The sequence below is a fragment of the Anaerolineae bacterium genome, assembly GCA_016931895.1.
Classification (GTDB): Bacteria; Chloroflexota; Anaerolineae; order 4572-78; family J111; genus JAFGNV01.
Genome location: JAFGDY010000019.1, coordinates 1 through 13,096 on the forward strand (window position 1 = coordinate 1; position 13,096 = coordinate 13,096).

The window sequence follows — 13,096 nt, forward strand, 5'->3', positions numbered from 1 at the left end:
CTCAAACTGGCCCGGGTTAACGTGTTGCTGTACTGGCAAATGGCCGGTTACGATTACCAACTCAACGACGGCCTCAAGCCTTATCCCATTTTTGACCTTTTACGTCAATTCAAAGAACAGATCCCTGAAGGATCGCAGGTGGTCGAAACTTCGCCCAACTTGGATCATGTTTACGCCTTGGCGGTCAAAGCCCCCTCCCATTTTATAATTCACCTGATCAACGATTACGATAAACCACAAACCATCACTCTTGTTGGCCTCCCTGACGGTGCTTATACTCACATTCAATCGGATGCCACCGCAACGCTGCGTTTTATCGAAACCTACCCGGTGGCTAAAAATCCGGTGCAGTTGACTCTGGCGGCGCAAAGCGTGAATGTGCTCACCACGAGGGCGCGTTAACTTGGTGAAGGAGCATTTTTTGCATGACTGTTTCCAGGGACCTCGTCATTGGTTTAGACAGCAGCACCACCTCTTGCAAAGCCATTGTTTGGGATACTGCCGGCAAAGTGATAGCCCAGGGGCGTGGCCCCATTCCTTTGGAACATCCCCGCCCTCTGTGGCATGAACAATCCGCCGAAACCTGGTGGACGGCTTGCCTGGAGGCCCTGCAACAGGTCACGTCTAAAATTGACCAAAAGCGGTTGGCCGGGCTGTGCATTTCACCCCAGCGCGAAACCTTTGTGCCGGTTGACGCCCAGGGCCGGCCCCTGCGCCAAGCCATTATCTGGATGGATGAGCGCAGTGGCCCCTTGCTGCCGGAAATCGGCCGGCAGTTGGGGTTGGAAAATTATCATCAGCAGACGGGTAAGCCCCTTACCGGAAATCTTTCCTTGCCCAAAATCGTCTGGCTCAAACAAAACGAGCCGGATGTGTTCCAACGCACCGCCAAATTTTTGGACGTGGCCGGATTTTTGCACCATCGGTTGACCGGCCTTTACCGCACCGGCTGGGGCTGCGCCGACCCGATGGGTTTGTTTGATATGCCGCAGCACCGCTGGTCAAACGAAATTATGGCTTATTTGGGTATCACGGCCAACCATTTGCCGGAGGCTTTCCCACCAGGAACTATCCTGGGCCAGGTCACGCCGGAAGCCGCCGGATTGACCGGCCTGCCGGCCGGCCTGCCCGTGGTTGCCGGCGTAGGCGATGGTCAGGCTGCGGGCCTGGGGGCCAATGTTACCGGCGCGGGCCAGGCTTACCTGATTTTGGGGACGTCGGTGATTTCGGGCGCTTATGCCGAAATATATCAAATTGATATGACCCACCGGATCATGTACGGGGGGATGCCCGACTCTTACATGCTGGAAACGGCTCTTTTGGGAGGAGCTTACACCATCTCCTGGTTTGTGGAAAAGATTGTGGGGCGAGACCGGTTTTCCGGCGCGGACGTTCCGGCTGAAGTTATGTTTGAGCAAGCCGCCCAAACAATTGCCCCGGGTGCAGACGGCTTGCTGCTGGTCCCCTACTGGAACAGCGTAATGAATCCCTATTGGGATGCGCTGGCCAGCGGCATTGTAGTTGGTTGGCGCGGTTTCCATACCCTGGCCCATCTCTACCGGGCCATTTTGGAGGGCATTGGCTTTGAGTTACGGTTGCACTGGCAGGGGATGCAACAGGCCCTGACCACAGACATGGCAAAAATAATTGTGATGGGCGGCGGCAGCAACAGCCCTTTATGGTGTCAAATTATCGCCGACATCACCGGCAAATCTCTTTATCTGGCCCAAACGCCTGATGCTTCGTCGCTGGGGGCCGCTATTCAGGCCGCCTGGGGAGTAGGGCTGTTTGACGACATCCCCTCGGCGGCCAGGGCGATGACGGCTGTCAACCCCACGCCCATTGTCCCGGTGCCGGCCCGTTTTGATTTTTATACCCAATTGTACCAAGATGTCTATCGCCCTCTCTTCCCCGCCCTACAGCCATATTTGCAAAGATTGACCCGGTTGAGCGAGTCGCCTAAATGATAAGGTTGTTACTGGTTATTATTCGCCGGTCAGTCTCAACGATTTTGTAACGCCGGCAATGGACGAACGACCAACGACCAACGACCAACTTGATCTTTCGTCCTTCGTCGTTCGTCCTTTGTCATTAGTGCTCAGAAATGCAAAATATAGCCTGGCCTGAGAATTAACTGCTACTTGTATTATTCAGCCAAAAAAGGTAAGATTCATTAGCGTTTAGGGAGGTCTGTAAAAATGAAGCAAGAGTTAGTTAAAGATTGGATGACTCGTGAGGTTGTTGCCGTAGCCCCGGATATGAAAATGACCGAGGCGCATCGTCTGATGGCCGACAGTAAGATTCGACGTTTGCCGGTAGTAAAAAATGATCATCTGGTGGGCATTGTGGCCCGAAGTGATATTCGGGGGGCCGAACCTTCAGAAGCCTCATCCCTGAATATCTGGGAAATGAATTACCTCATTTCCAAATTAAAGGTAAAAGACGTAATGACCCACCAGCCAATTACTATCGCCGTGGATGCAACCATCGCCGAGGCCGCTCAATTGATGTTGGAGAAAAAGATTAGCGCCCTGCCGGTGATAGAGGGCCACAAGGTGGTTGGCATCATCACCGAATCCGACATTTTCCGAATGGTTGTGCAGGCCTGGGATAAAATTGAACCATAGACTTTTACTCCAACACAGGCACTTTTATTGAATTACATGCCAAAACTTGATTCCACCATCCAACTACGGTCACCGGATTTAAATAAAAATAACTTAACTCAGTTCCCCGATACGATGGCCCGCCGGCGGTTGCAGGTCAGCGGCGTGGTGCAGGGCGTGGGGTTTCGGCCCTTTTTGCATAACCTGGCTCAACAGTTAGACGTGAGCGGCTGGGTGCGCAATACCTCCATCGGCGTAGAAATGGAGGTGCAGGGGCCGGCCGCAAAGCTGGACCGTTTTGTAAGCCGTTTGCAGCAAGATGCCCCGCCCCTGGCCCGGATTTTGGAATTAGAAACAACCCCCCTGCCCGTCATCATTGAACAACGTCCCGGTTTAGAGATTCGTCCCAGCCAAAGCCGGAGCGGCCGCACCCTGGTTTCGCCAGATGTGGCTACCTGCAATGAATGTCGCCGTGAACTGTTTGACCCGGCGGACCGGCGTTACCGCTATGCCTTTACCAACTGCACTCACTGCGGCCCGCGTTTCACCATTATCACCAACCTGCCCTACGACCGGCCCTTTACCACGATGGCCGCTTTTCCTCTTTGTCCCAATTGCGCCCGCGAGTACCAAAACCCGGCCGACCGTCGCTTCCACGCCCAACCCGTTGCCTGTCCGGAATGCGGGCCGGTGGTGTGGTATACCCAGGTTAACCAAACGCCCGCCTTGACCGTGGATACTCCCCTCGGTGATGCAGCCGTGAAGGCCGCCGTCTCTTGTATGGAAAATAATGGCGTGGTCGCCCTGAAGGGATTGGGCGGTTTTCACCTGACCTGTCGCGCCGATAATAGTTTAGCCGTTGGCCGATTGCGGACAAACAAGCACCGGCCTGCCAAACCCCTGGCCGTGATGATGCGTAGCCTGGCTGAAGTGACCGATTATTGCCACGCCGGCCCGGCGGAGCAGGCTCTACTGGCGGCCCCGGAAGCGCCGATTGTGCTGCTTCGCAAACGGACGGACTCCGCCGCCAAACAACTAGCCCCGGAAATTGCGCCTCAGAACGGCTACATTGGCGTGATGCTGCCCTATACGCCGCTGCATCACTTGCTGCTGCAAGCCGCCGCTGCGCCGCTGGTGATGACCAGCGGCAACCGCCAGGGCGAACCCCTTTGTATCGATAACGTTGAGGCCAACGAGGGCCTTAGTTCCTATTGTGATGGCTTTCTTTTTCACAACCGGCCTATTGCCCGTCGTTGCGACGATAGCGTGATGTTTATCGCCTCTCTTAATCACCAAACGCTCATTCAGCCTCTTCGCCGCAGCCGGGGTTTGGCTCCGTTGCCCGTTTTGTTACCCAAAGCTGTTATTTTGGAGGTACCTTTGTTGGCAGCGGGGGCTGATTTGAAGAATGTGCCCGCCCTTGCTGTTGAGCGCCAGGTCTTTTTGACCCAACACATCGGCGATTTGGAAAGCCTCAAAGCGCGGGAGGAATATGTCCGGGCCATTGCCGACTTTGAACAGTTTTTCCACATTCAACCGCAGGCCATAGTATGCGACCTGCACCCGGATTACGCCAGCAGTCGTTACGCCCGCCGGCGCGCCAAAGATGAAGGATTACCCTTGCTGGAAGTGCAGCATCACCACGCTCACCTGGCCGCCTGTTTGGCCGAAAATGATTGCGCCGGCCCGGCCATCGGCCTCTGCTTTGACGGCACCGGCTACGGCCTTGACGGCCACATTTGGGGCAGCGAGGTGTTGCTGGCCGATCTGCGCAACTTTCGGCGTTTTTATCATCTGGAATACCTGCCTCTGCCCGGCGGCGATGCCGCCACCCGGCGGCCCTACCGCATTGCCTGGGCCTACTTGCGGACCTTATTGCCTGACCTGGACGTGTCCTTGTTTTTCCCTGCTGTGCCGGAGTGGGAGTGGTCTACCCTGGAAGCAATGTTGGCGCAGGGCTTGCACACGCCCTTCACCAGTAGCATGGGCCGTCTGTTTGACGCGGTCAGCGCCCTGTTGGGATTGTGTTGGGAAGCTACCCATGAAGCCCAGGCCGCGATTGCCTTGGAAGAGGCCGCGCTCAACAGTGATTTTACCGGCCCGGCTTATACCTTTACCCTGGCCGACGGTCAGATCCGTTTGGGATCACTTTTTGCTCAAATTATTGAAGACCGGCAAAACGGCGTGCTTGTGCCCAACATTGCCCGGCGATTTCACCAAACCATAGCCGAACTGGCCGTGACTGCGGCTAAAGCTGTTCGCGACTATACTGAGGCTGAAAAAAGGCTAGTGAACCAGGTTGCGCTTTCCGGCGGAGTCTGGCAGAATCGGCTTCTCCTGGAAATGGCCGTGCCCCTGCTCCAGCAGGCCGATTTTGAGGTATTATTGCACCACACTGTTCCCGCTAATGATGGCGGCTTGGCTTATGGCCAGGCCGCCGTGTCAGCGGCGCGGTTGAGGGATGAATCGTAAGTTCTCCTACCTATGTACCCAGGAGATAGGATGAAAAGAGCAAAACTATCAGTGGTGGCGCACGTTTTTTTGGTACGTTCTGATACTTTTCTTTTGGCCAGACGTTCCAACACCGGATTTGAAGACGGGAATTATGGTCCGGTGGGGGGCCATCTGGAAGGGGGCGAGTCCATCAGGCAAGCCGCTATCCGTGAATGTCGGGAGGAAATAGGGGTGGAGATCGAGCTTGCTTCTTTAAAGGTCATTGGCGTCACTCACTACCATTCCCTTACTGGCGAAGGCATTGACTTTTTCTTAAGCGCAAGCCACTGGACAGGGGAGCCATATCCGCGCAGCGAATGTGACGATTTGATTTGGGGCCGGTTTACCAAACTTCCCAATAACACGATTCCTTTTGTACGCCGGGCAATAGAGCATCATCTGCAAGCAGGTTTATGGTTTGATGAAATTGGTTGGGACAGATGGTAGGTGGACAACTTATTCAGGTCAGTAAGAGAGCCACGACTTCAGCCGGATTTATGGTATAATATCCGGCAATTATATAAATAATGACCGACCGGATGATAGGTTAAGGAGCATCCAGGGCCTGAACTAATTTTATACCCTGATATGGAGTAAACTATGTGCTTAGGAATTCCCGGGCAAATCACCAAAATCTGGACCGATGCCGCCAGCGACCTACCCATGGCCCGTGTAGACTTTGGCGGCGTGGGCAAAGAGGTCTGCCTTTCGTTGGAGCCGGACGCTCAGGTGGGCGATTACGTGCTGGTTCACGTTGGTTTTGCCATCAGTCGCATTGACGAAGAAGAAGCCCAACAAACCCTGGCCCTGCTGGCCCAAATGGGCGAACTGGCTGAGGAACTGGGGGAGACAACATAGGTTAAATAGTGTTGGGATGGCCCTTGGTATTTGGGACCCGGATAGAAACATGTATTTCGTATATACTTGCCACGGGCATAAAGTAACAATTCTACCAGAGTAAAAAATGTTCTTTTATGCCCGTGCTGAGTATAGTTTTTAAGCAATACGAAATACGCACTATGAGTTAAGTAGAATTTTCAAGAGGATCATTATTGATGAAGTATCTTGATGAATATCGCGACGCGCCGGTGGTGCGGAACGTGTTGGCCGAAATCAAGCGGACGGTCACCCGACCCTGGACGTTGATGGAAGTGTGCGGGGGGCAGACGCACAGCATTATCCGCCACGGCCTGGATCAATTGCTGCCGGAACAGATTGAATTGGTTCACGGGCCGGGCTGCCCGGTGTGCGTTACCCCATTGGAACTCATTGACAAAGCTCTGGTTCTGGCCGCCCGCCCAGACGTTATCTTTACCAGCTACGGCGACATGCTGCGCGTGCCGGGCACCTTTGTTTACGCCAAAACCGGCACCCAGGCCAACGACCTTTTCAGCGTCAAAAGCCAGGGCGGCGATGTGCGCATTGTTTATTCCCCCCTGGATGCCTTAAAAATTGCCCGCGAAAACCCCTACAAAACCGTGGTCTTTTTTGCTGTTGGTTTTGAAACTACTGCCCCGGCCAACGGCATGGCCGTGCAGCAGGCCGCCCGCGAGGGCCTGGACAACTTTTGCGTGCTGGTCAGCCACGTTACGGTGCCTCCGGCCATCACCGCAATTATGGAAGCGCCGGAAACGCGGGTCAACGGCTTCCTGGCCGCCGGACACGTCTGCACTATCATGGGCGTGGGCGAATACCGGCCCCTGGCGGAAAAATATCGCATCCCTATTGTGGTCACCGGGTTTGAGCCATTAGACCTGGCCTATGGCATTTTGAACGTGGTCAAACAACTGGAAGCGGGCGCTTATGAGGTTGAAAATGCCTACGCCCGCACTGCCCCCAATCAGGGGAACCTGGCCGCTCAAAAAGTGATCAATGAGGTGTTTGAAGCTTGCGACCGGGCCTGGCGGGGCATCGGCGTGATTCCGCAAAGCGGTTATCGCCTGCGGGAAAAATACGTTAAATTTGACGCCGAGCGTCGCTTCCCCGATGTAGGCGCAATGCAATCCATTGAATCAGACATTTGCCGCAGCGGGGAAGTTTTGCAGGGGCTTTTAAAACCCGATCAATGCCCGGCTTTTGGCAAACAATGCACCCCCTTGACTCCTCTGGGGGCCACCATGGTTTCAAGTGAAGGCGCGTGTGCGGCTTATTACAAATACGGACGTATCCAAGATTAAAGACAATGACTACCATTAACCTCACCAATTTTGTCTGTCCCCTTCCTTTGCGGCGTTATCCCCAAATTGTTATGGGCCACGGCAGCGGCGGGCAAATGATGAACGAACTCATCGAACATCTTTTTGCTCCCGTTTTTGCCGGCGCCGGCCAGCCGGTCCCTCTGAGTGATGCCGCCGTTTTGGAGTTGCCGGATATTTTGGCCAACGGCAGCCGCCTGGCCTTTAGCGCCGATAGTTTTGTGGTCAGCCCGGCCATCTTTCCCGGCGGCGATATTGGCAGCCTGGCCGTGCACGGCACAGTCAACGACCTGGCGATGATGGGGGCGCAGCCGCTTTATCTCTCCGCCAGTTTTATCCTGGAAGAAGGCTTGTCCCTTGAAACGTTAGGCCAGATTGTGCAATCAATGGCCGCGGCGGCTCAAATTGCCGGGGTGCGGATTGTCACGGGAGATACCAAAGTGGTTGAGCGGGGTCATGGCGATGGACTGTACATCAACACCAACGGCGTGGGTATTTTGCCGCCGGGCATCAATCCTACTCCCGGCCGGGTCACACCCGGCGATGTGCTGCTGGTCAACGGCCCCCTGGGAGATCACGGGATTGCCATTATGAGTTTGCGGGCGGGCCTGCAATTTGAAACACAAATTGTTAGCGACTCTGCGCCGTTGAATGGGCTGGCGGCCGAGATGTTAAAGGCTTGTCCTGACCTCCACGCCATGCGGGATTTGACCCGGGGCGGCTTGGCTGCTGCGGCCAATGAACTGGCGCGGGACGCGAACGTTGGCCTGGAGATTGAAGAGACGGCTGTGCCGGTTCAACTTGCCGTGGCCGGCGCTTGCGAAATGTTGGGCCTTGATCCTTTACACGTGGCTAATGAAGGCAAGTTGCTGGCCATTGTTCCGGCCGGCTCCGCCGAAGTGGTATTGGCGGCCATGCATAACCATCCTTTGGGACAACAGGCTGCTCTCATTGGGCGTGTTACTGAAACGCATCCCGGGGTGGTGGTGGGCCGCACGGCCATCGGTGGGCAGCGGGTGATTGATCTGCCTGCCGGCGAGTTGTTGCCCCGGATTTGTTGATTTCCCCCAACAACAGAAAAACAAAAGTCTGTATTTGGCCCAATTTAGAGGCGGTCAATTTTTGCCCTTATGGCTGGGCATGGTAAAAATCAACGTGCCGCCAATTGAAGATCATTATGGGCGAGTTTTGCCGGGGAAGCTGGCGGGTGGGGATGAGGGGGTGAAGTTGGACATTGGTGGCGGGCACAAAGTCACTTCTGGACACATCGGCAATGCGATTGATGGACATCTCTCCGCTGGGGTGCAGGTTGGCCTGGATGATAAATCGGCCTGTATAAAGCACCGTTAATACGGCGCGCTGTGAAACTTTGATGGCCTGTTGGCTGTCTGGGCTAACCATGTCAATGGCCACCACCTGACTTTTATCCAGCGTAATCAGTTTGGCGGCGGTAGCAGGCATAGCGGCGTTGGGATCCAAAACCAGCCCCTCAACATTGAGCAGATCAAGCGAGTTTTTGTCTTTGTTGTTGAGCCAACCCAGAAAGGCCGTATTTTCCTCTACTTCGCCGGTCAAAAGATAGGCCGGGGTCAAAACGCTGATTTTAAACATTGGTTGTCTCCTCGTATGTTGAGCTATTGTTGGCTGGACCTTGAACAAGTTGGCCCGCTGTTCACTATCTTGCGGTTCATTCATTTATTTTTTGGCGGTGCCATTCCTCCAGGTCAAGTAAGTGTTCCGCATCGTGGGCAGCGATATCGCCAATGAGTTCGGCCAGCGTGCCTTGAGCGTGGGGCCAGGGATAAGGGCCGCGTTTTGACCAATCCCTGGGTTTCAGTTGGGCCAGGAAGTCGCGCAAAGCCTGCCGGGTTTCGGTAAGATCGGCAATCACTTCCGGCCAGGGACGTTTGGCTTGTTTAGCCGCCATCACCTCATTCCAGTCCAAAATATTCTCACCGGCGCTAACCGGCGAGACAGCCTTCAGCTCAGGATTGTGAATATGACGCGCCCCCTTGAGCATCCGCTGCTCCCAATCGGCCAGGTGGCCGATCACGTCTTTTACCGACCAGGTCCCGGCGGCAGTTTTGTCTAATAAATCATCTTCGTTCAACCCCTCGATGGCGGCCAGCACTCTGGCCCGATTTTGGGCCAGGGCTTGTTTGATTTTTTGAGGATTGATGGAACTGTCCAGCGCCTCACGCCACTGGTGAATTTGTTCGGCGTGTTGGCGTTCGTGTTCTACCATAATGTCAATAACGTAGCTGCGGATGGTGATAGTTTGCTCACCCCTGGCCCGGCGCGTGTCAATTTCAATGTGGTCCAATCCGGCAATGATGTCTAAAATTTGCCGGTGAGTGGTGTGGATGGTACTGAGTACCTCAGACAACGGTTTGTCTCGCCAGATTTTTACGGTTTGTTGGTTGAGGACGTCGGGGTTTATCCCGGCTATTTCACCGGCCCGGTTTTGTAAAATAAGGGGCAGAATTTCCAGGGTCCACTGGTCCCAGCCGATAATGTGGGCTAATACGTCTTTAACTGTCCAATCGTCAAAAGTAGGAATTTGGGTCATTTCGCGGTGCGACAATCCGGCCACGGACTGAAGCAGTTCGGCGCGGCCAAATTCTAAATAAGAAACGATTTCAGGAATGCTGCCCATCGTACCAGAGTTCCCTTTCGTTTGGAATAAGTGATGCTTGTTGAATAGTAACCCAAATCAGAAGCGGCGTCAAGCTGCTGGCGTTTCCTGTTTTACCGATTCAATCAATTCAGCCGCCAGATCAAACCGTTCAAACGGCGGCATAAGATAGATGCCGTGCGCAAAGGCGCGTAGCTCGGCAATGAGTTCGCGGGCCAGGACCAGCCCGGCTTGGGCGCTGTTGCTGCCGGCGCTGCGGATGCGCTGGCGAATTTCTGGGGGGATATTAATGCCCGGCACTTCGTTGTGTAAAAATTCGGCGTGGCGAGCATTGTAAAGGGGCAACAGCCCGGCCAGAAGATGTAGCTTTAGGGGGCCGTATTCCGCCTCATAGCGGTTGACAAAAGCTTTGGCTGCGGCCACGTCGTAAACCGGCTGGCTGAGGGCAAAGTCGGCCCCACTCTCTATTTTGCGGTGCAGCACTTTTAGTTCTCGTTCGGGGTCGGGGGGGGTCAGATTCACCGCGCAGCCCACCAGAAAATTGGTGGGCTGGAGGATCGGCTCGTCGCCGTAATCAAAGCCCTGGTTGAAGCCCTGTTTGAGCAATTTTATCAGGCCGGTTGGCACTACGTCGTACTCGTTGAGGGCGTCAGGATACTCGCCGATAGAAGTGGGATCGCCCATCACTACAAAAATATTGCGGACATTCAAGGCGTGGGCAGCCAGCAGGTCGCCCTGCACGCGCAAGATATTGCGCCCGCGGGTGGGGAAATGGAGTACGGTTTCCATGTCCAGTTGGCTTTGCAGCAGGTGACACATGGCCCAGGGACTCATGCGCATCCGTGAGCGGGGGCTGTCGGCCAGGTTGATGGCGTTAGCGCCGGCGGCTTGCAGGGTGGCTGCGCCGGCCAGCAGTCGTTCGGCTGAAAAGCCTTTGGGGGGGCTCATTTCCACGCCAATCACAAATTCACCCGCCGCCAGTTGGCGGGCTAACCGGGTGGCCCCTACGGTATCCTGGGTTGGTACCGGGGCGCTTTCGTCGCCGGGCACAAGTAGATGGGCCACTTCCCGGGTGGGATTGTCCAGGGCGGCTCGCATGTGGGTGATGTGCTCCGGGGTGGTGCCGCAGCAGCCACCCACAAGCCGCGCGCCGGCTTTGATAAAGGCCAGGGCGTAGTCGCCAAAATACTCCGGCGGGGCCGGGTACATAATGCGCCCGCCCACCCGCTCCGGCCAACCCGCGTTGGGCTGGGTGGAAAGGCGAGTTCCATTGGGCAAAAACCTGGCCAGGTTTTGCAAGCTGCGTAAAGTATCGGCTGGCCCCACCGAGCAATTAAGGCCAATCACTTCAACAGGCAGGCCGGCCAGTTGTTCGGCTACTTTTTGAGGGGTGTATCCCAGCGGCGTGCGGCCGTCTTGGGTGAAAGTAACCTGGGCCACAAGGGGAATATCGGCGGACACTTCCCGCGCGGCGGCGATGGCTTCACGCAATTCCAACAGGTCGGCAAAGGTTTCAAAAAGCAGCAGATCAACCCCGCCCGCCACCAGGGCTGCGGCTTGTTCTTGAAAAGCGGCATGGGCTTCGGACGCGCTCAGCCGCCCCAGGGGGGCTAATCTAGCGCCCAACGGCCCAATAGAGCCGGCTACAAAGACCTCCTTAAAAGAGGCTTCCACCACTCGCCGGGCTAACTGGGCCGCGGTCTGATTTATCTCAATAACTTTATCGGCCAGGCGATACTCATCCAGTTTGAAGCGATTGGCTCCAAAGGTGTTTGTTTCAATCACGTCGGCCCCGGCGTCAATGTAGGCGCGATGAATATCGGCAATAAGGGCCGGTTGGCTGAGATTAAGCTCGTCAAAACATCGCTCAAAACGAATGCCCTTGCTATGGATCATCGTGCCCATAGCCCCATCGCAGAGCAAGGGCCGGGTATCGAGTTGTTGTAAAAATCTGTTGGTCATGCTTTTTTCTCCATATCTAAACCTTATCCCATTCCTCCGGCAGTTCCGGGATGGGGCAGGCGGGATGAGGACGCCAAATGTCCATCCCTGGCTTGCAGAAAGGCCTCTTGCAACTCACCGTAATTCCGGGTGACCGGATACTGCGGGTACTCGGCAACCACGTTGTCGGGCGGGCAGAACAGGATACCGGCGTCGGCCTCGTTGAGCATGGTCAGATCATTGTACGAATCACCGGCCGCAATGACCCGATAATTCAAACTATGAAAGGCTTGCACGCACTTGCGTTTCTGATCCGGCTGCCGGAGTTTGTAATCGGCCACAAAGCCATTGGCGTCTATCACCAAATAGTTACACAAAAGCGTGGGATAGCCCAGTTTTTTCATAAGGGGAGCGGCGAACTCGTAAAAGGTGTCCGATAAAATGACCACCTGGAATCGCTCGCGCAACCAGGTGATAAAATCCAGGGCCCCTTCGAGTGGTTCCATTTGGGCAATTACGGCCTGAATATCGGCCAGGCCCAGTTGTTTTTCTTTGAGAATACGCAAACGGCGGCGCATCAGCGCATCGTAGTCCGGCACATCGCGGGTGGTCAGTTTTAGTTCTTCAATGCCGGTGTTTTTAGAAAAATTGATCCAGATTTCTCCAAAAAAAACTCCTTCCAGATCAAGACACGCAATTTGCACAAACTATCTCCCTTCATCTGACCGTGTAATTGGCAAGCCTCGATTATGCCTTGAATGGCGACGGTTGGCAAACGGAGGGCGCGTCTCGGATTTAGGATGCGGCAAAATCAAATAAACAAAGCCCTCGCCGGGTGGGCGAGGGCTTCGTGGCCGGGCTTGCAATTTATTTAGACTTCACGTTTTACGCCCAGCATCACGTCCAAGCTGTCCACCTTTTCCTTACGCTGGAAGGCGGCTTCGGGGATGAGTTGGTGTTTGATGGCCACGGCCAGGGTTTCGGTTTTGATGTAATCGGCCCAATCGCGGAACACGCGGTGCAGGCCGCCCTCGGTTTGGTAGTAGATGGTGATTTTGTCGGCAATGTCGAACTCAGCATCTTTACGCATGTTCTGGATGCGACGTACGACCTCACGAGCCAAACCTTCGGCAGCCAACTCATCGGTGATAACCACATCCACGCCTACGGTGACCACTTTGTCGGCGGCTACGGCCAGTCCTTCGGCCGGTTGGGTTTGCACCAGC

Annotated in this window: 13 protein-coding genes; 8 read left to right on the top strand and 5 right to left on the bottom strand. The window is 55.2% G+C overall.

The features are described 5' to 3' along the window. From JW953_01755 to hypE, 8 genes are all read left to right on the top strand, one after another. Window positions 1–402, top strand: a 402-nt coding sequence (locus tag JW953_01755) for a hypothetical protein (protein MBN1991399.1), incomplete at its 5' end; no start/stop codon positions are given. Between the two features lie 23 nt (window positions 403–425). Next, window positions 426–1,967 (top strand): xylulose kinase, encoded by a 1,542-nt coding sequence (locus JW953_01760; protein MBN1991400.1) that lies wholly within the window; start codon window positions 426–428, stop codon window positions 1,965–1,967. Between the two features lie 231 nt (window positions 1,968–2,198). Further along, complete coding sequence (locus JW953_01765) at window positions 2,199–2,627, top strand: CBS domain-containing protein (protein MBN1991401.1); 429 nt, start codon at window positions 2,199–2,201, stop codon at window positions 2,625–2,627. Between the two features lie 114 nt (window positions 2,628–2,741). Next, window positions 2,742–5,078: a carbamoyltransferase HypF gene (hypF, locus tag JW953_01770; GenBank protein MBN1991402.1), complete on the top strand. Its 2,337-nt coding sequence runs from the start codon at window positions 2,742–2,744 to the stop codon at window positions 5,076–5,078. Between the two features lie 30 nt (window positions 5,079–5,108). Then, complete coding sequence (locus JW953_01775; protein ID MBN1991403.1) at window positions 5,109–5,546, top strand: NUDIX domain-containing protein; 438 nt, start codon at window positions 5,109–5,111, stop codon at window positions 5,544–5,546. A gap of 153 nt (window positions 5,547–5,699) precedes the next feature. After that, a complete protein-coding gene (locus JW953_01780) occupies window positions 5,700–5,957 on the top strand; it encodes a HypC/HybG/HupF family hydrogenase formation chaperone (GenBank protein MBN1991404.1) in 258 nt (85 codons plus the stop codon). Between the two features lie 197 nt (window positions 5,958–6,154). Then, window positions 6,155–7,276: a hydrogenase formation protein HypD gene (gene hypD / locus JW953_01785; GenBank protein MBN1991405.1), complete on the top strand. Its 1,122-nt coding sequence runs from the start codon at window positions 6,155–6,157 to the stop codon at window positions 7,274–7,276. A 5-nt stretch (window positions 7,277–7,281) separates the two neighbouring features. After that, on the top strand, window positions 7,282–8,355 hold the full coding sequence (gene hypE, locus JW953_01790; protein ID MBN1991406.1) for a hydrogenase expression/formation protein HypE: 1,074 nt from the start codon (window positions 7,282–7,284) through the stop codon (window positions 8,353–8,355). A 67-nt stretch (window positions 8,356–8,422) separates the two neighbouring features. On the opposite strand, the gene JW953_01795 is transcribed toward hypE, so the two are convergent. From JW953_01795 to JW953_01815, 5 genes are all read right to left on the bottom strand, one after another. Next, the gene (locus JW953_01795; protein MBN1991407.1) at window positions 8,423–8,905 is read right to left on the bottom strand and encodes a hypothetical protein; all 483 of its coding nucleotides are present in this window, start codon (window positions 8,903–8,905) and stop codon (window positions 8,423–8,425) included. 76 nt (window positions 8,906–8,981) lie between these two features. Continuing rightward, a complete protein-coding gene (locus tag JW953_01800) occupies window positions 8,982–9,950 on the bottom strand; it encodes a DinB family protein (protein ID MBN1991408.1) in 969 nt (322 codons plus the stop codon). 69 nt (window positions 9,951–10,019) lie between these two features. Next, on the bottom strand, window positions 10,020–11,891 hold the full coding sequence (locus tag JW953_01805; GenBank protein ID MBN1991409.1) for a bifunctional homocysteine S-methyltransferase/methylenetetrahydrofolate reductase: 1,872 nt from the start codon (window positions 11,889–11,891) through the stop codon (window positions 10,020–10,022). Between the two features lie 23 nt (window positions 11,892–11,914). Beyond that, on the bottom strand, window positions 11,915–12,574 hold the full coding sequence (thrH, locus tag JW953_01810) for a bifunctional phosphoserine phosphatase/homoserine phosphotransferase ThrH (protein MBN1991410.1): 660 nt from the start codon (window positions 12,572–12,574) through the stop codon (window positions 11,915–11,917). 167 nt (window positions 12,575–12,741) lie between these two features. Continuing rightward, a partial coding sequence (locus JW953_01815) for an isoleucine--tRNA ligase (GenBank protein MBN1991411.1) occupies window positions 12,742–13,096 on the bottom strand: 355 nt, incomplete at its 5' end.